Origin of the sequence: Gilliamella sp. ESL0441 (assembly GCF_019469185.1) — a bacterium.
GTDB lineage: Bacteria > Pseudomonadota > Gammaproteobacteria > Enterobacterales > Orbaceae > Gilliamella.
This window is the reverse complement of record NZ_CP048264.1, coordinates 2,011,127-2,033,495: the sequence shown is the minus strand read 5'-3', so window position 1 is coordinate 2,033,495 and position 22,369 is coordinate 2,011,127. Positions and strand designations below refer to the sequence as shown.

General features: G+C 35.1%; 15 protein-coding genes and 1 other RNA gene. 6 read left to right on the top strand and 10 right to left on the bottom strand.

Going from position 1 to position 22,369, the window contains the following annotated elements:
• Positions 1-2: 2 nt before the first annotated feature.
• Positions 3-367: a transfer-messenger RNA gene (gene ssrA / locus GYM75_RS09125) on the bottom strand.
• 653 nt (positions 368-1,020) lie between these two features.
• Here ssrA and GYM75_RS09120 point away from each other — a divergent pair.
• Complete coding sequence (locus GYM75_RS09120; RefSeq protein ID WP_220215651.1) at positions 1,021-1,914, top strand: DMT family transporter; 894 nt, start codon at positions 1,021-1,023, stop codon at positions 1,912-1,914.
• Positions 1,915-1,994: 80 nt separating this feature from the next.
• Here the strand turns inward: GYM75_RS09120 and GYM75_RS09115 are convergent, their stop codons facing one another.
• Together GYM75_RS09115 and mprF are read right to left on the bottom strand one after the other, a co-directional pair.
• The gene (locus tag GYM75_RS09115) at positions 1,995-3,275 is read right to left on the bottom strand and encodes a virulence factor family protein (protein ID WP_220215650.1); all 1,281 of its coding nucleotides are present in this window, start codon (positions 3,273-3,275) and stop codon (positions 1,995-1,997) included.
• 1 nt (position 3,276) lies between these two features.
• The gene (mprF, locus tag GYM75_RS09110) at positions 3,277-5,880 is read right to left on the bottom strand and encodes a bifunctional lysylphosphatidylglycerol flippase/synthetase MprF (protein ID WP_220215649.1); all 2,604 of its coding nucleotides are present in this window, start codon (positions 5,878-5,880) and stop codon (positions 3,277-3,279) included.
• Between the two features lie 445 nt (positions 5,881-6,325).
• On the opposite strand from mprF, the gene GYM75_RS09105 reads away from it, so the two are divergent.
• Together GYM75_RS09105 and GYM75_RS09100 are read left to right on the top strand one after the other, a co-directional pair.
• The gene (locus tag GYM75_RS09105) at positions 6,326-6,994 is read left to right on the top strand and encodes an HD domain-containing protein (protein WP_220215648.1); all 669 of its coding nucleotides are present in this window, start codon (positions 6,326-6,328) and stop codon (positions 6,992-6,994) included.
• A 68-nt stretch (positions 6,995-7,062) separates the two neighbouring features.
• Positions 7,063-7,905 carry an aldo/keto reductase gene (locus GYM75_RS09100; RefSeq protein ID WP_220215647.1) on the top strand — a complete coding sequence of 281 codons (843 nt, stop codon included), beginning with the start codon at positions 7,063-7,065 and terminating at the stop codon, positions 7,903-7,905.
• Positions 7,906-7,944: 39 nt separating this feature from the next.
• Here GYM75_RS09100 and GYM75_RS09095 read toward each other — a convergent pair whose 3' ends face one another.
• From GYM75_RS09095 to GYM75_RS09070, 6 genes are all read right to left on the bottom strand, one after another.
• Positions 7,945-8,868, bottom strand: coding sequence for an AEC family transporter (locus GYM75_RS09095; protein WP_220215646.1), 924 nt, complete (start codon positions 8,866-8,868; stop codon positions 7,945-7,947).
• Between the two features lie 24 nt (positions 8,869-8,892).
• Entirely contained in the window at positions 8,893-11,547 is a 2,655-nt protein-coding gene (glnD, locus tag GYM75_RS09090) for a bifunctional uridylyltransferase/uridylyl-removing protein GlnD (protein ID WP_220215645.1), read from the bottom strand.
• 99 nt (positions 11,548-11,646) lie between these two features.
• On the bottom strand, positions 11,647-12,087 hold the full coding sequence (locus GYM75_RS09085) for a hypothetical protein (protein ID WP_220215644.1): 441 nt from the start codon (positions 12,085-12,087) through the stop codon (positions 11,647-11,649).
• Between the two features lie 358 nt (positions 12,088-12,445).
• Positions 12,446-13,576: a class Ia ribonucleoside-diphosphate reductase subunit beta gene (gene nrdB, locus GYM75_RS09080; protein ID WP_363317376.1), complete on the bottom strand. Its 1,131-nt coding sequence runs from the start codon at positions 13,574-13,576 to the stop codon at positions 12,446-12,448.
• Positions 13,577-13,712: 136 nt separating this feature from the next.
• Positions 13,713-15,998 carry a class 1a ribonucleoside-diphosphate reductase subunit alpha gene (gene nrdA, locus GYM75_RS09075; RefSeq protein ID WP_220215642.1) on the bottom strand — a complete coding sequence of 762 codons (2,286 nt, stop codon included), beginning with the start codon at positions 15,996-15,998 and terminating at the stop codon, positions 13,713-13,715.
• Positions 15,999-16,201: 203 nt separating this feature from the next.
• The gene (locus tag GYM75_RS09070) at positions 16,202-17,542 is read right to left on the bottom strand and encodes a replication-associated recombination protein A (RefSeq protein WP_220215641.1); all 1,341 of its coding nucleotides are present in this window, start codon (positions 17,540-17,542) and stop codon (positions 16,202-16,204) included.
• A gap of 177 nt (positions 17,543-17,719) precedes the next feature.
• Here GYM75_RS09070 and lolA point away from each other — a divergent pair, with 177 nt between their 5' ends.
• A complete protein-coding gene (gene lolA, locus GYM75_RS09065; protein WP_220215640.1) occupies positions 17,720-18,313 on the top strand; it encodes an outer membrane lipoprotein chaperone LolA in 594 nt (197 codons plus the stop codon).
• 164 nt (positions 18,314-18,477) lie between these two features.
• Here the strand turns inward: lolA and GYM75_RS09060 are convergent, their stop codons facing one another.
• Positions 18,478-19,257 (bottom strand): FCD domain-containing protein, encoded by a 780-nt coding sequence (locus GYM75_RS09060; RefSeq protein WP_220215639.1) that lies wholly within the window; start codon positions 19,255-19,257, stop codon positions 18,478-18,480.
• Positions 19,258-19,945: 688 nt separating this feature from the next.
• Between GYM75_RS09060 and GYM75_RS09055 the strand changes: the two genes are divergently transcribed.
• Both GYM75_RS09055 and GYM75_RS09050 read left to right on the top strand, forming a co-directional pair.
• Positions 19,946-21,187: an oligosaccharide MFS transporter gene (locus tag GYM75_RS09055; protein WP_220215638.1), complete on the top strand. Its 1,242-nt coding sequence runs from the start codon at positions 19,946-19,948 to the stop codon at positions 21,185-21,187.
• A 58-nt stretch (positions 21,188-21,245) separates the two neighbouring features.
• Positions 21,246-22,364, top strand: a complete 1,119-nt coding sequence (locus GYM75_RS09050) for a glycoside hydrolase family 172 protein (protein ID WP_220215637.1) — start codon at positions 21,246-21,248, stop codon at positions 22,362-22,364.
• The last annotated feature ends 5 nt before the right edge of the window (positions 22,365-22,369 follow it).

Here is a 22,369-nt window from a genome sequence, read left to right as displayed (position 1 = left end):
GGTGGTGGAGCTGGGGGGAGTTGAACCCCCGTCCGAAATTTCTACATCCTTGGTACTACATGCGTAGTTTGTCTTTAAATTTCGCCTACCTGCTGCGGACAAACACGCTACCGATAGACTAGCTTGATTAAGTTTAATGCTTCCGCCCCAAGCAAGGCTTCCACACGATCTCGTTTGGGTTTGACTCCTCTTTATCCCCGTCCTACGAGCGGAGGCTAGGGAGAGAAGGCTCTATGCAGGTTATTAAGCTGCTAGTGCGTAGTTTTCGTCGTTTGCGACTATTTTTTTGCGGTTTATTTACGAGGCCAACCGCACCTCGGCATGCACCTTGGGTTTCGCAAATCCCGTCGAATCCAGAATCAGCCCCAATTGTGATAAGTAACGTAATACAATATCGGGGCATTATAGGTGAAATCAAGGATGAAAACAAGTTGGCTTAGTCTTGGTTGAACAATGAAGTTTTTTCTAATTTAGTTTTACTCATTTTGTTAACATTATATCGTTTCTTCTGAAAATGAGAGTTTATGAAAAATGTTGAAGAAAATTTGCTAGAAAGTGTGGCACGTTATTAAGTATTATTTTAAAAAAGCAAAAAAGTTTACTTTTTTTGAAAAAAATTTAATTAAATAAATATTAAAAATCAAATGGTTAAAAAATAGTTTTATAAAAACTCAAAAATATCTGAAATTAAATTGAACTTTTTCTGTTTTTGCTTGTCTATATTAACAGATTACGTTTTTTCATTTTTTGCCCTCCACTCGAATTTCGGGTGGATTTTTTTTATCTATTATTTTCCTTCTTTATATTTATCTATCATTTTAACGACTTTAATTTGTTTGCACACAATAGAGCATAGCATTAGTATAAATGCATATTATTAAATAGCGTTATTTTTAACAATATCAAGTGAGCAATGAACATAATTTTTGTATTATTCCTAATATATTTATCAATGCACTTTAAAAGGTGAGTAAAAATTTACTCAGAGACGGCTACATTGCTGTAAGTTTCGAGGTCTATATGTTATTAACAAAAAGAACACAGGGGCATTTAATTGCATTAATGACTGTGTTTTTTTGGGGAACGACGTTTATTTCCACCAAAACATTATTAATTGAGTTTAAACCGATAGAGATTTTATTTTTTCGTTTTTTACTGGGTTATGTAACTCTCTGGATTCTATGCCCGCGTTTGTTAGTCTGGCAAGGAGTAAAACAAGAGTTTATTTTTCTTTGTGCTGGATTATGTGGCATTACCTGCTATTTTTTATGTGAAAATATTGCATTAACCTATACTACTGCTTCAAATGTTGGAATTATCACAACATTAGCCCCCATTTTTACTGCGCTATTAGCTATGTTTTTTCTCAAGGCTGAAACACCACCCAAACGTTTTTATGTTGGTTGTTTATTTGCCTCGGTTGGCGTTGGGTTAATCTGCTTTAATGGCAAATATGTGCTTTCCATGAATCCTCTTGGCGATTTGCTTGCCATGCTTGCTTGTTTGTTTTGGGGATGTTATTCGATCTTAACTAAAAAAAGCAGTAATCGAGGGTATAACACTATTTTATTAACCCGACGATTCTTTTTTTATGGTTTATTGCTCATGCTTCCTGCACTTTATTTATTCGATTTTAAACTGAATTTAGACCGATTTAGCAATACTACCAATCTATTTAATATTCTATTTTTAGGCGTTGGGGCATCTGCAATTTGCTTTGCATCTTGGAATTATGCGGTGAAATTAGTGGGGGCTGTGAAAATTAGTATTTATCTTTATCTGGTTCCTATTTTAACAATTATTGGGGCAGTGCTTATGTTGAATGAACCGTTTACTTGGCTTGCTGCGTTTGGCACATTATTTACGCTCTGTGGTGTTTTATTATCCGAAAGAAAAATTAAAATAAAAAAATAGGTTAATTTATATTACTGTTTTAATCTTAAAAATTAAAGGAGAAATCTCCTCTTTTTTTGTTATCTAAAACGTAGATCTTATTAGTTTATGCGCTTATCAATGGCATTCATCATAATTTGACCTAAATGTTGATAATTTTCGTCAAAATGGTGTCCTCCGGGGAGTTCAAAAGCTTCGCCTTTCATTTCTGGTTGCAAGCAGCCTGTGTCTGTTTTTTCTTCAGCCCCATAAATACAAAATAACTTATTGGCGGGTATTTTGTTTACTTCAGCAGCCGTTTGCATTTCATTACCCGATTGACCAAGCCAACCGCTAATTTCAATCTCGAAGTTTGCACTTTTTGAGAAAGCGAGCAAAATTATAGCTTGTACGCTTTTTTGATCAGTGGCTGACAGACGATTGTACAGTGCCGGTAAGATATCACCACCAAATGAATAGCCAGCAAGAATGAATTGAGTAGTTCCCCATTTTTGGCGGTATTGTTGCATTAAGTCGCTTAGATCTTTAGCGCTTCGCTCAACCGAACGGTGTTGCCAAAAAAGTTTTAGCGCATCAACGCCCACCACTGCGTAACCATGTGATGCCATATATTCGGCTGACACTTTATCCAGATCACGCCATCCACCATCACCAGAATAATATAGTGTGACAGTATTGGGGTGAACGTCGTTCCCGTTTGTGGGTAATGCTATAACGGGTAAGTTTTTATGTTCATCAAATAAAATAGATGATAAATGTGAAATTAATAATTCAACTGGTGATGCTAAATATTCACCTATTGATGTGGTCACATTAATCTTTTTTTGTTGCCTAGGAAATACCGCAACTTGATCTTCTGGTGGATTATTCCAAATGACTTGCCAAGTACCATGACTTGCTTGAGCAGGTAATGGAGCATCACAATCTTTATGATCTAACGTAAATTCAATTGATAGTGCTTTAGCATTCGCTTGTTGCTGTTGAGCTAACCAACGATAAGCAAATGCGGCACCTTCTTGCATACCTGCTACAACATAATTTCTTTCATTTAATATTTTGGTCGCATAATTAAAACGGCTGAGCTGTTCATGACAAGTTGCTTGTGGTTTTAACTCAAATTGAACTAATTTTGCTCCTGTTTTTTGAGAGAGATCTAAGAGTTGTTGTGGAGTAAAATGATTGGTTTTAGTTGCAACAATAACCGCAGCAGCTTCGGCTGAATGTTTAGGCGTTGCCATTAATACCGAGAATTCTTGATTTATTGGGATGTTTTTAATCGTAGCCGTTGCATGACCTTTTGTAAAATACCAAATAGCACCAGCAAATAAACTCGTTAATATCACCATTATAACAAGTAAGCTATAGCGGATAATTTTTTTCATTTTATTGACTCTTATTCCTTTTTAATCCTGTTATGCCACCCGATATGAGTAAAGTCGTATCAAGTATTGCCATAAAAGGATCTAAGCCAGCCGGTACGGCCATATAACGCGGTTCCCAATGCGTGGCAAATTTTTCTTTAAATCGTCGTAAACCTTGGAAGTTATAAAAGCGTCCACCTCGTTTAAAGACTAATGCGCCTAATCTTTGAATTAATGGCGCGCCATGTCGTCGTTGCATTCCTGCAAGCGGAACCATTCCCAAACTAAAGAATTTAAACCCCTGATTCTTATAATGAAGGATTAATCCAACCATAAAAAATTCCATGGTTAATTTAGGAATGCCTTGTTTTACTCGCATTAAATCAATACTGGCATACTGTTTTTGATTGGTTTCGAGCAAATTAACAAAAGCGATAATTTGCCCTTCATGTTTGATGACAGCAATAGTAAAGTGATCAAGATATTCTTTGGAAAATGTCCCTAGCGAGAATTGTTTTTCTTTGGCATTTTTTCCTTTTAACCATTCGTCAGATACTGCTTTTAATTCATCATAAGGTGCTGTAGATGATGTGTAAAATTCAATTGACAGTCCATCACGCTGTCCTCGATTCCATGTATAGCGAAGATCTTTGTTACCTTTATTGGCTAGATCAAATTTATCTAAATCGACTAAGGCTTCTTCCCCTAATTTAACGGCTTGTAATCCAATATCCATATACAGAGGTAAATTCGCTGCTTTAACTTGGTAGAAAACAGGGCGTAAATGGTGTTGATCGCAAAGGTCTCGAAATGTCCAGATTAAATCTGGGCGATCGGCACAATCTCCAATCGGATCGTAAAGTGCTACCATACTTCGACCTTGTTTAGCGTACATGATGAAGGCTGTTTGTGATTCATTAAACAGAAGTGACTTATCACCTGCTAAGGCAAGTCCTCCTTCAGGTTGTTTGGATTCTGAAATAATTTGATAGGCGGTATTTAGCTCTTTCTTTGTTGGTTTTGTCAAAATGGGTAATGCAGGACGAAATAACCAAAATAACATAATGCCACTTAATAGAATAAAACTACCTAAAGCCGCACGCAATGCTCGTGGCACTCGGCTGTCTAATTCTAATTGCCACCACAATGAGTGGCTATAAGGTTCATCTTGATAGATAAAAAATATTAACCATACTAGAAAAGCGATCAAACAAAAACAGATTGCAAACGATTTGAAAGATAATGGTAATATGCTCAAACGATTTTTTCGATAAAAAGCATATCGGTATTTGATAAGTAAAAGGGCAATAACAAATAAGGTGAATGCTTCAAACCAATGAAATCCACGTATTATTGAAAGTATACTACCAATAAATAATAAAACGACTGACAAACTCCATGCCATGAGTAAACGTCGTCGTAATCCCATTGCAAGCAATAAACATAGTACACCGATTAAACTCGATATTAAATGAGCAAAATTGACAACTTTATTCGGAATAAAGGTATTCACAAATTGTGCATTAAAACCGGGAGTAATACTCGAAAACATCATCACTATACCAGCAAAAAAAACAGTAGCAGCAATGACTGGAGCCGCTAAACCTGTTTCATCTTCCTTGACTTGATTTGTGGCTAAATGATGTTTTGTTTCGTTCAAAAGTAGCAATATGCCAGCAATGATTAACGGGATAAAAATATAAATAATTCGATAAATCACTAAAGCAAGAGTCAATGATGCGGGACCTATTTCAGTTGAAAAAGCACCAAGCATTATCGCTTCAAATACGCCAACACCAGCAGGGATATGACTAAGAACGCCTGCAACTAAAGCAAGAGTATAAACTAAGATAAAGCTGATAAAGTTAGGTTGCACAGGCAATAAAAAATAGAGGATTGAACCGGCTAAAATGACATCAAACAAGGTAATTATAAATTGAGAAGATGCTAAGCGAATAGAGGGCAATCTGATTGACCAATGCCATAATTTAACTGATTGATATGCATGATTGGATTTTTCGGGTAATCGATGAAAATAGAAAAAACTGAACAACAATAGATACATTACAATAATTGTGTAACTTAATAACTTTACGAAGATTACCGAAATATGTAAGGACTGTAGGACTTCATTAGATTGAGTGAGAGCGGCAATAGCTGCAAGTAGAGGTAACGAAGCACCCAATGAAAGTGTGGCAAAAATTGACATTCTGGCAATATCTATCGTGTTTAGACCATATTGAAAATATAGTCGACATCTTACTGCACCACCTGATAGTGCAGATAAACCAATTGCATTGCCAACGGCTGAAGCACAAATACCACCTAATGCGATAACGGATAATTTTAACTTTACGCCAGCATAACGCATAGCTGACCATTCATAAGCGATTAACATGAGGTAACTTCCTATTGCGGACAAACAGGATAATAAAACTGCATGAATGGAAAGTTGATGTAGAGCCAGCTTTAAATCATTGATATTAATTTCTTTAAGCAAATGCCAACAGACAAATAGTGCAATTAAAAATATTGAAAGACCTAATAGTAGCGCTAAGAATTGGCGATAGCGAGTGAAGTATTCTATAAGTTGCCAAGGCAAAACTTTACGCGCTGATATTTTCACTTAGTCAACCCCAAAAGTTGCTTTAATCCGGTTTAAAAAGTTAATTCTACCGATCGGATTTCATGAAAACAATCGAGAGATATTAAAGAAAATATAAAAAAAGATAAATTTTCTACATTTTTCTGTTTATTTCAGAGAAGAATGATATTTTTAATATATTTCACGGTAGCTTTTATATTAGTCATGTCTTTAATTGTTTATTGCCAAGTAGGACTTTGTGATAAATTGTTTCTATTAAAATTTAGCTAAAATTATTTAGATTAACAATTGGAATCAAGAATAACTCACTATAATCTTGAGTTAAAAAATCATCTTTCTGTGATGATTGATATATTTAATCAATATGATCTTTTAATTAAATGCTTAGCTTAGTGATATAAAATAGTAATATCCGTTTTTAATTTGAAAAATGGTATTAATAAGCTTATTGAATCAGGAATTAAAAATGTTAGATCAACAAAAAATTATCAATAATGTTCAAACTTTTGTTAAACAAAAACTTGCTGACGATTTTTCTGGTCATGATATGGCGCATATTGAAAGAGTGGTTAAATTGGCACAACAAATTTTAAAACATGAACCAACAGCCAATCATTTTATCGTGATTTTGAGTGCTTATCTTCATGATGTTATCGATGAAAAAGTGGTATCAGATGTGAATCACGCCATTAATGAGTTACACGATTTTTTGATTCAACAAACTATCAGCCAAAACGAAATAGAACAAATTTTTGACATTATTGAAAATATGTCATATCGAAAAAATCTTACTCAAAAAAAGGCGTTATCGTTAGAGGGACAAATTGTGCAAGATGCAGATCGATTGGATGCCATTGGTGCTATTGGTATCGCTCGGACTTTTTATTACGGAGGGAACAAGCACAATATTATGTATGATCCCACTATATTACCCAGAACATTATTAAATGAAGAAAACTATAAACAACCTAATACAGTGATAAACCATTTTTATGAAAAACTTTTTTTACTCAAAGATAGGATGAATACACAAGTTGCTAAAAAAATCGCATTAAAGCGTCACGCTATATTGGTTGAGTTTGTGAAGCAATTCGAAAAAGAGTGGGGTAGTGATGAAGAAGAGGTAATACTCTAAATTAATTGATAATATCTATATGATCGATATAATTAATCAATAATTTGAATAAAATAGAAGAGGTTATCATGACGATTTCGATCAACAGTAAAGTTATGCTGAGTCATCATGTTGCAATGCAGCAACTCGGTTTTGGCACCTATCAATTAACTGATTGTGATGAATTATCATGTGCAGTAAATGCGGCTATTAATGCGGGGTATCGAGCGTTTGATACCGCTCAGCTTTATCAAAACGAAAAGCAACTCGGGCAAATTCTTAAAGATTGCCATGTCGCACGTGATAAATTGTTTATTACCACTAAAATCAATAATAGCAATCAAGGTTATGATAAAACATTAGCGGGTTTTGATCAGTCGCTAAAAGATTTACAGCTTGATTACCTCGATCTTTTTTTAGTTCACTGGCCATTAAGTGACACTTTTTTTGATACATGGAAGGCGTTTGAAAAACTGTATGAAGAAAAGCGTGTGCGAGCAATCGGCGTTTGTAATTTTCAAATCTCGCATTTAGAATTACTCTCAACCAAAGCAAACATTAAGCCAATGATTAATCAAATCGAGATTCATCCTTATTTAACTCAAATCGAATTAGTGGAATATTTACGACAACAGAAGATAGCTATTGAAGCTTGGTCTCCGCTAGCACGCAATAAAGTTATTACTGATCCTTTACTAATTGAAATCGGTAATAAATATCAAAAATCAGCATCACAAGTGACATTACGCTGGCATATTCAAAATGGTTACATTGTGATCCCTAAATCAGCACATCCGGATCGAATTGAGCAGAATGCCAATATTTTTGATTTCGAACTCACTCCAGATGAAACACAAGCGATTAATGGACTTAACCAAAATCTACGCGTAGGGCCGAATCCAGATAACGTTTATCAAAAAAATGGTTTTTGATGGTGAAAGATAAGATCTCTCAGATCGAGAGATCATGGATCAATATGGGATAGGTGCTCCAACCAAAGATAGAACAATAGGTAGGGTAATTAAACTGATTAAAGTGCTGAAAAAAGTGGCACTTGATACGAGTTCTGGGTGCGTATCAAATTGTACCGACATTAACGTCGTGTTTGCTGCACTTGGCATCGCCGCTAGTACGATTAGCACTTGCTTATATACTGGCGCAATAGGCATGAAGTAGACCATGGCACAAGCAACAATTGGCGATAGAATCATCCTTGTAAGGAGTGCAAAAGATAATTTTGGATAATCCAGTTGAGTGATTTTTATTTTCGCTAATTGCATACCTAATATTATCATAATCACCACTATAGATGAGTCACCAATCATCCCAATTGACGTCATAATCGATTTGGACAAAGGAATGTTACAAAGTTGAAAAAGGATACCTAAAAAAGCTCCATACGCCACAGGCATGCGAATAACTTTGTTAATGACATCTTTTTGCGTAACAATATCATCACGAGCACTTCCTTTTGCAGCATAATAGATACCTATGGTACTCATGACAAATTGTTGTAGCACCATCATAATTACGCCCAAATTAAAACCAACTGCCCCAAAAAAGACAAGTAGTACCGGTGTGCCATAATTGCCATTGTTCATAAAACAAGCACTTAAAATCATTGCACAACGTTCTTTGCTGGAATATTTCATCAAAAAAGACCAGAGTGAAATAATGATCACCAAAACAACACAGAGACCAAAAATATAGCAAATATAGAATAAGTATTCTGTTGTTAAGGTATGCGTATAAAATGTTTTAAATGCCAAAAAGGGTGAAAGCACATACAGTGACATTTTGGACAGATTTGCCACATCAAAATGTAAGATTTTCTGTGCAATAAATCCCACCACGAAAATGCAAAAAATAGGAAACAAAATAGTAAAAAATTGCATAGGTTTTATCTTTAATTTAATTGATTAATTCATTGCTTCAAGTGCAACAATGATGGATTGTTTTACTTTATGACAGGTATCATCATCAAGGGCATGGTTATGTTTGTTGGTTAAAATAAACAAATCCTCGATATGTTCGCCGATAGTCGCAATTTTGGCACTTCTTAACGAAATCTCCAAGTTGGCAAAAACCTCACCAACGCACGCCAAAAGTCCTGGTCTATCTAAAGCAATCAATTCCATGTAGGTTTGACTTTCGTTAAAGGATGATAAAAAGTTAATTTGTGTCGGCACTGAAAAAGAGCGTAATCGTTGCTTTGGTGGTTTTACGGTAACACCTTTATAAACCGGTTGTTGTAGTGTTTTTTCAAGTGCTTTTATTATACCTTCGTGGCGATCAGGCTGAACGGTATTGCCGTTAGGCTCAAGTACAATAAAGGTATCAAGCGCAAATCCTTGTTTATTGGTAATGATAAGTGCTTCAAGGATATTTAAATTGTGCATACTTAAGTTGTTACAAGCGGTAGCAAACAAATAAGGTCGGTCTGGTGAATATATAACGATTTCTGTGCCACCATGATACGGTGTTGGATTAATCATTACTAAAGTTTGCGTTAAGTCGTGGTTTAACAAATTTTGGGCATGCCAAACAATTTGTTCAGTGTTGTAACGTAAAAAGTAATCAACACGAAAGTTTAGCCAGAAGTTTTTGATGTGTTGTTCATCATAATTTTGTGCAATTAAACTAGTTAATGCATCTTGCTTGTGCTGACGAGCAATACTCCGCTGTTCAGGTATTTGGTGAATGCCAATGTCAAATAAGTGTTCGGCATTAAAATACAGTTGACGTATTAAGCTTTGTTTCCAACTGTTCCAAAGCGTTTCGTTCGTCGCACAAACATCAGCAACAGTTAAACAGAGTAAATATTGTAGGCGACGGCGACTTTTAACCTGTTGAACAAATTCTTGAATCACAGCAGGATCTTGTAAATCGCGATTTTGTGCCGTGACTGACATCAGTAAATGATAGCGTACTAACCATACAATTAGATCGGTATCTTTTGTTTCAAGCTCATGTAATTGACAAAATTTTTCAACTAATTTGGCACCAATTTCAGAATGATCGCCATGATGACCTTTACCAATATCGTGAAATAACCCCGTAATAATTAACAGTTCAGGTCTGGATAATTTAGCGAATACCGTTGAGCTATTAGGATGTTTCTGTTTTCCTTGTTCTGATTTTAAACTATCTAGCTCTACGAGTAATCGTATCGTATGTTCATCAACCGTATAGGTATGAAATAGATCAAATTGCATCATGCCAGCAATATGTTTCCAACCAGGTATATAGACCGCTAAAATACCATAACGATGCATGGGTAAAATTGCTTTTGCAATGGCATCCGGATGCTTAATGATTAACATAAATAGTGTTCTGGCTTTAGGGTGTTCACATAATAATGTGGTAAGTTTTCGCCTTGCAGAGCGTAACTGACGAATGGTATTAGAATAGAGACCAATGATTTGAGGATTGAGCAAAATGGTGTAAAACAGCTGTAATATCATTGTTGGATCTTTTTTAAAGATACTATCATCTTTTACATCAATTAATCTTTCTCGGATTTGAAAGTGCTCATCGATATCATAGGGTTTGTTGCTTGGATTAACTTCAAGAATAGATTCATCAAATAATTGCAGTAACATCTGATTTAGCTCGGTAACGTTATGTGCAATTCGATAGTAATCATGCATCATTTGTTCAACAGGTGCGTTTCCTTGACCTTGATAGCCTAACAGCTTGGCGATACTTAATTGGCGATCAAAAAGCAAGCGGTTGTCATAGCGAGTAATGACACTATGAAGCGCAAAACGAATACGCCATAAAAATTTACGACAAGTTTTAAATTCGTCTATCTCTTCCGGAGTGAGGTAATTAAAATCAGCAATTTTTTGTAAAAATTCATCGCCAAAGTGACGAATCGCAATCCATTGAATGATCTGCATATCACGTAGACCGCCGGGACTATTTTTTAAATCAGGTTCAAGATTATAAGTTGTACTGTGATATTGCTGATGTCGGGCTTGCTGTTCGGCAATCTTAGCACGATAAAAAGCAGGAGAAGGCCAGATTTTATCACTAAAAATGTGTTGTCGTAGCGCATGTAATAATGGATCATTACCGGCAACTAATCTTGATTCAATTAGATTGGTCATGATAGTAATATCATTCTTGGCTTCTTGCAAACATGTTTTTAGCGTTCTGACACTATGACCTATATCCAAATGAAGATCCCAAAGCAATCGTACTAACTCGCTGACTTGTTTTTCGATGTCATGATTAAGTGGGTAATCACTTAATATTAAAATATCAATATCTGATAGAGGATGTAGCTCTGCTCGTCCATAGCCTCCGACAGCGATTAATGCAATACGATTTTTTTTTAAATGTGATGAAGTTTGAGCTGGAATTTGATAATAACACCATAATCGTGCTAGTAATTTATCGATAAATTGACTGCGTAGATGCACTAATTCATCAATGTCTGCATTCTGTTTAAATTGCATTATCGACCATTGTTGAAACTGATCAAGTTGCATTTTAAGATGATGAATATTGATTTCATCATCTCTAAAATCTAGCGGTGAAATAGGATAAAACAAATGCGCTTGCGTCATGGGAATTATATTAAATTAAAAAATTCAATTATTGTATATCGTCCCCTTTATTAAGATAGCTGTCAAGCCACAGTTTATACTATTAATTTTTTAGAAAATTTATTGTGTTATGCGGTCACAGGTGACTTCTACCTTAATTTTTTTGTTTCTCATCTCATTATTATCGAAATTGATTTCAGTTAACTCTGAAGTTTGGAATTTATTTTGTGATACATAATTGATAGTTTTTTGTACTTTGTAAGTAATTCCATTATTTGATTGGATTTTTTCTTCATTATTGTAGTAAGAATGTAAATTGTAAGGATAAGATTCGTTAGTACCAAAATTGAAATATAGCGTATTGTTTTTCATGAAATATTTGATTTTCCCATTGTCTGTTTTTATAGGGGAATAATCTTCAAATTTGCCATCTTTCCATTTTGCTTCTTGACCGATAAGAGTGCATTCCCAATCACCTATAAGCATCTCTTCTGTCACTTTGTTTTCACCACAACCAACCAAAACAAAACCGATAAGGCTACTCAATAAAAGTTTTTTCATATTAAAACCCATGTTTAATGTAAGTAAAAAATGAATTAATTTTTTTAAGATTGATTAACGGTACCGCTTTAAAAGGTTAAAACAATTACAATATAACACATATTCATTAAATTTAAGGTTAAAATATTTAAATTAGATAATTTTTTGTTAATTTGTTTTTGCTTTTTTTAATTAATCTTATTTTAATCATACAATTAATATTGTCATTAATCAATTATTGAGCGCTATTTATATCAATGAAAAAAATAATTTTGATACTTAATTGTAAATTTGATTAACCATCAAAGACAAAACTTGCCCAGGTTTGAATATAAAACCTAAGCAAGTCTGAATAAAAAAGTATTAGTGAAAAGATTAACTATAAAGTGAAATCACTCAAATCATCTTCATTGATTTCAGAATCAATTTGACCGACTAGATAAGAGCTCATTTCGGCTTCTTGTGGGGCAACTTGTACATTGTCGGATACTAACCAATTGTTGATCCATGGAATCGGGTTAGATTTGACTTCGTATGGTAGTTTAAGCCCGACCGCTTGCATACGGATATTGGTGATATATTCAACATATTGACATAAAATATCTTTATTTAAGCCAATCATTGAACCGCCTTCAAATAAGTATGCTGCCCACTCTTTTTCTTGATTCGCTGCTTGTAAAAAAAGATCATAGCAGTCTTGTTCACACTCTTTAGCTATTTCAGCCATTTCAGGATCATCTTCACCACTACGAAGCGTATTAATCATAAATTGAGTTCCCGTTAAGTGTAGGGCTTCATCACGGGCAATAAGTTTGATGATTTTTGCATTTCCTTCCATTAGTTCTCGTTCAGCGAAAGCAAAAGAGCAAGCAAAGCTGACATAAAAACGAATGGCCTCAAGGGCATTAACACTCATTAAGCAAAGGTACAGTTTCTTTTTCAATTCACGTAAACTTATGGTAATGGTTTTATTGTTAACCGTGTGTTTACCTTCACCTAATAAGTTGTAATAACTCGCATAGCTAATTAGATCATCGTAATAACCCGCAATGTCACCCGCACGTTTTTGGATCTCTTTATTTGTCACAATGTCATCAAATACCACAGAAGGATCATTGACAATGTTACGTATGATGTGTGTGTAAGAGCGAGAGTGAATCGTCTCTGAAAACGACCACGTTTCTACCCAAGTTTCAAGTTCAGGAATTGAAATTAAAGGGAGTAAAGCAACGTTTGGACTACGACCTTGAATCGAATCCAATAATGTTTGGTATTTTAAATTACTAATAAAAATATGTTTTTCATGCTCGGGTAGTGCCGCATAGTCAATCCGGTCTTGAGATATATCGACTTCTTCCGGACGCCAAAAAAACGAAAGTTGTTTTTCGATTAATTTTTCAAACATTTCATATTTTTGTTGGTCATAACGCGCCACATTAACTGGTTGACCAAGAAACATGGGTTCTTTAAGCTGATCGTTATGTACATGCGAAAAGGTACTGTAATTCATATTCATAATCGTACTCCTAACTGATTTTAGTTGCTTTTACCACTACCTATCGATAGCAAAAAAGGGCAATTATTGGGGATTAAAATCCCCATCGAACGTTTTTAAAGTAATGCTTTATTTTTGTCGAAAAAGGCAATTAAATTTTACAAGCTCCGCCTTCACAACCTTCATCACTTTCAGTTAGTGCAATATCCCCTTGAATATCTTCCGCCCCATCACGTGTGTTATGGTAATAGAGTGTTTTGACTCCAAATTTATATGCGGTTAATAAATCAGCAAGTAATTGTTTCATCGGTACTTTGTCATTCGGGAATTTTGTCGGATCATAATTGGTGTTAGCCGAAATTGATTGATCGATAAATTTCTGCATGATACCAACTAGTTGTAAATAGCCCGTATTATTAGGAATTTGCCACAGCAGTTCATAGAAATTTTTTAAATCTTTATAGTCAGGTACCACTTGCTTTAAGATGCCATCTTTTGAGGCCTTAACACTGACATATCCTCGTGGCGGCTCAATACCATTAGTCGCATTAGATATTTGCGATGACGTTTCAGAAGGCATTAATGCCGATAAGGTTGAATTACGTAAACCATGAGTTTTAATTGATTCACGCAGTGCTTCCCAATCATAATGTAATGGCTCTTTTGTAATGGTATCAAGATCCTTTTTATAGGTATCTATCGGTAATATACCTTGTGAATAGGTCGTTTCGTTAAATAAGTTACATGCACCTTTTTCTTTCGCTAAGTTATTGGATGCTTTTAAAAGATAATATTGCATCGCTTCAAACGTGCGGTGGGTTAAATTATTAGCGCTGCCGTCTGAATATTTTACCCCATGTTTTGCTAAATAATAGGCATAGTTAATGACACCAATGCCTAATGTACGGCGATTAATGGATGAATTGCGAGCAGCAGGAACAGGGTAATCCTGATAATCAAGCAGTGAATCAAGGGCACGAACGGTTAAATCGGCGAGCTCTTCAAAATCATCTAACGATTGAATTTCACCTAAATTAAAGGCAGATAGTGTACATAGTGCTATTTCACCCTTTTCATCGTTAACATTATTCAACGGTTTAGTTGGTAACGCAATTTCCATACATAAATTAGATTGATGTACAGGTGCAAGCTGAGCATTGAATGGACTGTGAGTATTACAGTGGTCAACATTTTGAATATAAATACGTCCAGTTGATGCACGTTCTTGCATTAACAGGGCAAAGAGTTCCACCGCTTTTACCACTCTTTTTCGGATATTCACATCTTGTTCATATTGATGATAAAGGGCGTCGAATTTTGCTTGATCGGCAAAAAATGCCTCGTATAGACCCGGTACATCTGACGGGCTGAAAAGCGTAATGTTTTCGTTTTGGATTAAGCGTTGATACATTAATTTATTAATCTGAACACCATAATCCAAATGTCTAACACGGTTTTCTTCAACACCTCGATTATTACGTAAAACCAATAGACTTTCGACTTCTAAATGCCAAAGTGGATAAAATACCGTTGCAGCACCACCACGAACTCCACCTTGTGAACAAGATTTTACCGCCGTTTGAAAATATTTATAGAATGGGATACAGCCAGTGTGGAAAGCTTCACCACCACGAATTGAACTACCCAGTGCTCTAATTTTGCCCGCATTGACCCCAATGCCTGCCCGTTGTGACACATATTTGACAATTGCGCTTGCTGTCGCATTAATGGAATCTAAGCTGTCGTCACATTCGATAAGTACACATGAACTAAATTGGCGTGTTGGGGTGCGAACACCAGCCATAATTGGCGTTGGCAATGAAATTTTAAATGTTGAAACCGCATCATAAAAGCGTTTGATATAGCTAAGACGTGTATCTTTAGGGTAATTAGCAAAAAGGCAAGCTGCAACTAAAATGTATAGAAACTGTGCACTTTCATAGATTTCGCCAGTTACCCGATTTTGAACTAAGTATTTACCTTCAAGTTGTTTAACTGCCGCATATGAAAAAGACATATCACGCCAATGATCGACGATTTTATCCATTTGTTCAAACTCTTCTTGAGTATAATCTTCAAGCAGGTGTTTGTCATAACGGTCACTTGCGACAAGGTTCTTAACGTGCTCGTAAAGTGGTGGGGGAGTAAATTGGTTGTAAGCTTTTTTACGTAAATGAAAAATGGCTAATCGTGCTGCCAAATATTGGTAATCAGGTGCATCTTGCGATATAAGATCGGCTGCTGCTCGAATGATTGTTTCGTGAATATCTGAAGTTCGTATACCATCATAAAATTGAATATGTGAACGCAATTCAACTTGGGATACCGAAACATTTTCTAATCCTTCCGCTGCCCAAGTGATAACCTTGTGAATTTTATCAAGATTGATAGGTTCTTTCTTACCATCTCGTTTGGTCACAAATATTGATTTATTCATTTTCCATCCAGTTTTATCCCGTTTTTTTGAGGTGCCTATCATAATTGATATTTGTCAAAATATACAATATGTAGTGCCTATTAATCATTTTATTACTATATATAGTGTGTTTTTGGGCTTATCAATAAAAATTAAATTTGTTAACTATCGGTTAGTAAACGTTTTTTTTTGTTATAAAAGGAAACTGCTTTGAAAGGTTTTACTTATGAATCATTTTTTTTATAGCGTTGCTGTGAACTCGATTTATTTTGTGCTTCTAGCCATGCCAGCTTATCGGCATAATTTTTTTCTGCACCTCGATCAGTTGGATGGTAATACTTGCTATCAGCCAATTCTGGTGGAAAATAATTTTCACCTGCTGCAAAAGCATTCGGTTCATCATGAGCATAACGATATTGTGCTCCATAACCTAAATTTTTCATTAAACTGGTTGGTGCATTACGTAAATGTTCAGGCACATCGTAATCAGGTTTTGATTGTGCATCAATCATAGCCTGTTTAAATGCCAGATAAACAGCGTTACTTTTGGGAGCGCACGCCAAATAGACAATAGCTTGAGCGATAGCGCGTTCACCTTCTGCCGGACCAACACGCGTAAAACAATCCCATGCTGCTAAAGCAACTTGCATTGCTCGTGGATCGGCATTACCAACATCTTCAGAGGCAATTGCCAGTAGTCGACGAGCAACATAAAGGGGATCTCCACCAGCAGTAATGATTCTTGCGTACCAGTAAAGAGCAGCGTCGGGCGCAGAACCACGAATTGATTTATGCACGGCTGAAATCAAATCATAATATCGGTCACCTTGGTTATCGAATCTGGCACTGCGCTCACCCATGACTTCCTTAAGTAACGCTGGTGTTAGTTCATTGCCATCGGACATATCGACTAATAATTCAAGTGTATTCAGTGCACGTCTGGCATCTCCACCAACAAATTCGGCAATCTGTTTTTTTGTTTCTGGTAATAACACGATATGTTTATTGCCATAACCTCGAACAGGATCATCAATAGCTTGTTGTAAAATATTTTCGATATCGGCATTGGTTAATGATTTAAGTAAATAAACCCTAGCGCGTGATAACAAAGCAGAATTGAGTTCAAATGATGGATTTTCGGTCGTTGCACCAATGAATGTGACCGTACCATTTTCAACATAGGGCAAGAATGCATCTTGTTGGCTTTTATTAAAACGATGTACTTCATCAACAAATAAGATTGTGCGGATTCCAGCTTGTTGATTGATTTTTGCACGCTCAATGGCTTCACGAATGTCTTTAATTCCGGATGTGACTGCTGATATTCTTTCGACTTTAGCATGAGCATGATGCGCTATAATTTCAGCTAATGTAGTTTTCCCCGTTCCCGGTGGCCCCCATAAAATCATGGAATGAAGATTGCCAGCTTCTATCGCTTTAGGTAATGGTTTCCCCGCTCCTAGTAACTGAGTTTGTCCAATGTATTCTGATAAATTACGTGGACGCATTTTTGCCGCTAAAGGCTGAAATTCATCGGTCGTAAAATCAAATGACATGCTAGGCATAACGGGTAGTATCCAAGTTTTAAAAGTTCATTATATTATATACTTGTTAATTGATAAGTGAAAAAGAAAAGAAAATAACTTTTCGAACTTAACGAAAAACGGTAATATTTTGACCTAATAAGTTTTTGAAACAAGATTTAACGCTTTGTTATAGATAATAAAAAGTAAGGATTCGTTATGAAAAAGTTTTTAGTGTTAATGGGATTATTAGTTAGCGTATCCGCATGGGCTGGTGATAAAGAAGTATTACAACAACGATTAGATAAGGTCGAAGGATTTTATGCACGCTTTTCTCAAAATGTGAAAACCGCTGATAACCAATTGGTTCAGGAAGGAAAAGGCGATCTTTGGGTAACAAGACCTTACTATTTCAATTGGAAAATGACTGAACCAGATGAAACGACAGTAATCTCTGATGGTAAAAATATGTGGATATATACCCCTGCCGTTGAACAAGTAACCGTCATGAATTTAAAAAAGGCTGTTGATAACCGTTTAATGTTGTTGATAACAGATAGTCATAACCCAATTTGGGATAGTTATGATGTTAGTCGTAAACAAGATTCTTTTACTTTAAAACCAAATGATGATTCTAATCAGAATTTTATAATTTCTGTCTTACCTAATGGCATGATTTCAAATTTTACGATTATTGAAGAAGATGGACAACGCAGTTTTTATGATCTATCTCGCCAAAAACTTGGAAAGGTTACGCTTAGTCAGTTTCAATTTACCCCGCCAGTTGGTGTAGAAATTGATGATCAAAGATAAATTGTAAATAGAAATTAAACTTTTATTTATTAGCGATTTGACGCTATTTAACGTTGGGTCTTATACACAATATAGCGTCAATTAATTCGGATAAAGTCAAATTTTTTGATTTTAAATTAGTTGATAGCTATGCGTTAGCCAAAGCTTGATGGGGCTAGAGCTTATTAATCAAATTCATTTACGTTGATACTAATGACAGGATTATCCGAAAAAAGATAATGATCGCGTTTAGTTTCAAAATCTTTGTTGGCAGCCTCAAAAAGTGTTTTCTTGGTATTTTCAAGATGTTGCCACATGGCTAATTTTGCGGCTTTAGGATCTCGGTTTATAAGTGCTTCGATAATTTTATTGTGTTCTTCTAACCAATTATTGATTGTGTCCTCGGGAGCTTGTTCATGAAGTTTTTTCCACAATGGATTCAACGTTCGTTGTTGCCATGTCTCTTTGACAATCATTGTGAGTGCATTATTCCTTGTTATCATCGCGATTTGAGTATGGAATTTTAAATCCCAGTTTGGATCTCGGTGATGATCACCTTTTTCAGCATTATGTTGAATTTCCAGTAATTTGACAATATCTTCTTTAGTTATTTGAGTCGCTGCAAATTCTGCAATATTACTTTCAATAAGCTGTCGAGCTTGTAACAGTTCAAAAGGCCCACTTTTAACGAAATTTAAACCAGGTGATGTTGCTGAGAGATTTCTTGGTGAACTGTTACCTATAACATGGATACCTGACCCTTTGCGTGCTAATACAAATCCCTCAACTTCAAGCATTATAATTGCTTCCCTGACTACTGAACGTCCTACCTTGAGTTCTTCACAAACTAATCGTTCTGAAGGTAACTTACTGCCTACCGGATAAATACCACTAATTATACGGTTTTTCAGTTCTGTAGCTATGACTTGATAAAGCCTATGATGCTCATTTCGTTTTTGGGTCATAATTTATTTTTTAATATCCCTAAGTTGTTTAAATTTAAACTTAAAATAACATCTAATTGATTAGAGTTAAATAATATTACTCTAATTTTTTTTATACTTTTTATGCAAATATTTACATAACTGACAAGTCAATAAACAGCCTTTGTTTGTTGTTATAATTTGGCTAAATGGTGTGTGTCAACTTTTTCGATTGTCATATATGTTTTTGTTCAAATTGGCTGTATTTTCTTTATCATTCTATATGTAATACAGATTAGCTTTATTGTGCTTATAAGGCAGGTTTACTATTACTATAAAATGAAAAATTTTAGCTACATTAAAAAGCTATTTATTGAATGTTATTCTAAGATTTTTAGATGTCTAAAATATTCCGAAAAATTAATGTTTAAACTTGTTTCTATGATTCAAGATCCAAATAAATTTTTTAAGGTGACCAACTTTTAAATTTATATGACATATTTTCTTAAATTGTTAGGATAAGTTAGCTTACATTTCTTTTCCAATTGATTAGGGTTTGCTATTCAAGTAGTTAGAATTATGAGTGATAACTTTATCTTATGGCGTTTATTTTATTTTATTTCTAAAAATAATTTTTGATATTGATCACATTTATCCAACAAACTCTTTAAAGCTAAATTTTTAGCTCTTCATACTCCTTCTTAGTGGTTAACTCTTCATAGGATAAATTATGACAAGTGCATTTTATAAAAAGCCAACTTATTGGTTTGCTTCGTGTTATAGCTTTATGTATTACGCAGCAGGCAGTTTTGTTTTCTCTTTTTATGCAATCTGGCTCAGTAAGGAAATAGGTTTAACAGCAAAGCAAACAGGTATTATTTATTCATTTAACTATTTTATATCGCTAATTATTATGATTCTTTATGGGATCTATCAAGATAAATTAGTTTTGAAAAAACATCTTATTTGGTTTCAAAGTATTATTATTACTTGTGCCGCACCTGCATTAATCTATGTTTATGAACCACTGTTACGCCATAGTTTTTATATCGGTGTGATTTTTGGTAGTTTTTTTCTTGGTTTTGGTTGGGTTGCAGGGATGGGGCTGATTGATTCATATTGTGAAAAAATTAGTCGGGCATTTGGGTTTGAATTTGGTCAATGCCGTACCTGGGGCTGTATTGCTTATGCAGTAGGAACGTTTTTCGCTGGAATCTTGATCAGTATTAATCCTCATCTTAATTTTTGGGCGGCGTCGATAGTCGGTATCTGTTTTATGATTTTGAACCTCAATTTCAAACCTGACTTAACTCAATCCTCGAGTGTGGTGTTTCAAAAGAAAGAAAAATTAACCTTTAATGAAATTCTTTCTGTGTTTGCGCTTAAAAAATTTTGGATATTTGTAATTTATGTACTAGGTACTTATAGTCTTTATAATATTTATGATCAGCAATTGTTCCCCGTTTATTTTACGCAACAATTTACCGATGTAAATGATGGTTATCGTTTATATGGTTTATTAAATTCTTTTCAAGTTTTTTTAGAAGCGGCAGTGATGTTTTGTGTGCCCTTTGTTGTTAATCGCGTTGGTGCAAAAAATGCACTTATCTTTGCTGCTTTCATATCGGCTTCCCGGATATTTTTAACTGGTCATGTTAATAGCATTGTTATTATATCGATAATTAAACTGATGCATTGTTTAGAAATCTCAACCATTTTAGTCTCTGTATTTAAATATATTGATAATAATTTTAATGCACGTCTTTCAGCCACTGTTTTTTTAATTGGCTATCAAGTTGCCGGTTCAGTCGGCGTAATATTGTTCTCAACTTATGTCGGTGATGTTTACGATACAGCAGGTGCTGCGACGACTTTTAATAATCTGGGGTTAGTCGTATTGGGCTTTATGATTTTTGCGATTTTTTTCTTAAGCCGAGATAAAAGATTAGGCAATACAGAACAAAAAAATTGACCATAAATTTACCAAACTTTGATATTTAGAATTTAATAAAATATATTAAGGATTTAAAATGAATATATTCAATTCAGTGACACAATTTAACTTTGAACAGACTCGAACTATTTCACCTGAAAATATGACCGGTGAAAAAGGCAAATCTTGTATGAAAGCGAGTGCTTTAGGTCCTAGCCGTAAAGGACAAGGTTGTATCTCGATTCCGGCAGGGGAAAAAATAACTATTGCGGAAATTAACGGGCCTGCTGAAATTAGGCATATGTGGTTTACCTTAACGGATAGGACACATCGAGGAAGTTTTGTATTGCGAGATGTGGTCATTCGGATTTATTGGGATGATGAAACCGTCCCATCGGTTGAAAGCCCTATAGGGGATTTTTTCTGTAATGGTTTTGGAGCACGGTGTGATATTAATTCAATGCCAATTGTGGTTAACCCAACCGGTGGTTTCAATAGTTATTTCAGAATGCCATTTAATAAAAGGGCTAGAATCGAAATTCACAATGAGCATGAAGCTGATTTACAACATTTCTTTTTTACCATTAACTATGCCATCATGCCAAAACCGTTTGAGCAACCACTTTATTTTCATGCGCAATGGCGCCGTCAACGAGTTACGAATTTTGCTCAAGATTATGTTATTTTAGATAATGTTAATGGGCATGGTTATTATGTTGGCACATATCTAGCCTTAACAGCTTTAGAACGTTATTGGTGGGGAGAAGGGGAGTTCAAATTCTATCTCGATGATGATAGTGATTATCCAACGCAACATTCAACTGGCTCAGAAGATTATTTTGGTGGAGCTTGGGCGTTCCATAACCGCGACAGTCAAGGAAGACCAAAAGCGAAATGTTTCCAAACTTTGTTTATGGGTTATCCTTATCAAACTAATCGTGATGCAACACGAGACTTTTTTCAAACAGGCGATTCAAATCCAGTACATGGTTTTGGTGATGATGCGCTTCCTATGCATGGCTTATATCGTTGGCATTTACCTGATCCAGTCGCTTTTCATAAGAATATCAAACTAGCTTTTCAACAAATTGGCAATGATGATATCAGGTTATACGAACGTTGCGATGATATTTCAAGTGTAGCTTATTGGTATCAAAATCCGTCGGAAAATCATAATCCTACTTTTCCCAATAAACAACAACGTACGCCAAGATAGACTGG

Coding starts and splice junctions, on each gene's coding strand:
- GYM75_RS09120 (WP_220215651.1), top strand. CDS start 1,021: ATGTTATTAACAAAAAGAACACAGGGGCATTTAATTGCATTAATGACT.
- GYM75_RS09115 (WP_220215650.1), bottom strand. CDS start 3,275: ATGAAAAAAATTATCCGCTATAGCTTACTTGTTATAATGGTGATATTA.
- GYM75_RS09105 (WP_220215648.1), top strand. CDS start 6,326: ATGTTAGATCAACAAAAAATTATCAATAATGTTCAAACTTTTGTTAAA.
- GYM75_RS09100 (WP_220215647.1), top strand. CDS start 7,063: ATGACGATTTCGATCAACAGTAAAGTTATGCTGAGTCATCATGTTGCA.
- GYM75_RS09095 (WP_220215646.1), bottom strand. CDS start 8,868: ATGCAATTTTTTACTATTTTGTTTCCTATTTTTTGCATTTTCGTGGTG.
- glnD (WP_220215645.1), bottom strand. CDS start 11,547: ATGACGCAAGCGCATTTGTTTTATCCTATTTCACCGCTAGATTTTAGA.
- GYM75_RS09085 (WP_220215644.1), bottom strand. CDS start 12,087: ATGAAAAAACTTTTATTGAGTAGCCTTATCGGTTTTGTTTTGGTTGGT.
- nrdB (WP_363317376.1), bottom strand. CDS start 13,576: ATGAATTACAGTACCTTTTCGCATGTACATAACGATCAGCTTAAAGAA.
- nrdA (WP_220215642.1), bottom strand. CDS start 15,998: ATGAATAAATCAATATTTGTGACCAAACGAGATGGTAAGAAAGAACCT.
- GYM75_RS09070 (WP_220215641.1), bottom strand. CDS start 17,542: ATGCCTAGCATGTCATTTGATTTTACGACCGATGAATTTCAGCCTTTA.
- lolA (WP_220215640.1), top strand. CDS start 17,720: ATGAAAAAGTTTTTAGTGTTAATGGGATTATTAGTTAGCGTATCCGCA.
- GYM75_RS09060 (WP_220215639.1), bottom strand. CDS start 19,257: ATGACCCAAAAACGAAATGAGCATCATAGGCTTTATCAAGTCATAGCT.
- GYM75_RS09055 (WP_220215638.1), top strand. CDS start 19,946: ATGACAAGTGCATTTTATAAAAAGCCAACTTATTGGTTTGCTTCGTGT.
- GYM75_RS09050 (WP_220215637.1), top strand. CDS start 21,246: ATGAATATATTCAATTCAGTGACACAATTTAACTTTGAACAGACTCGA.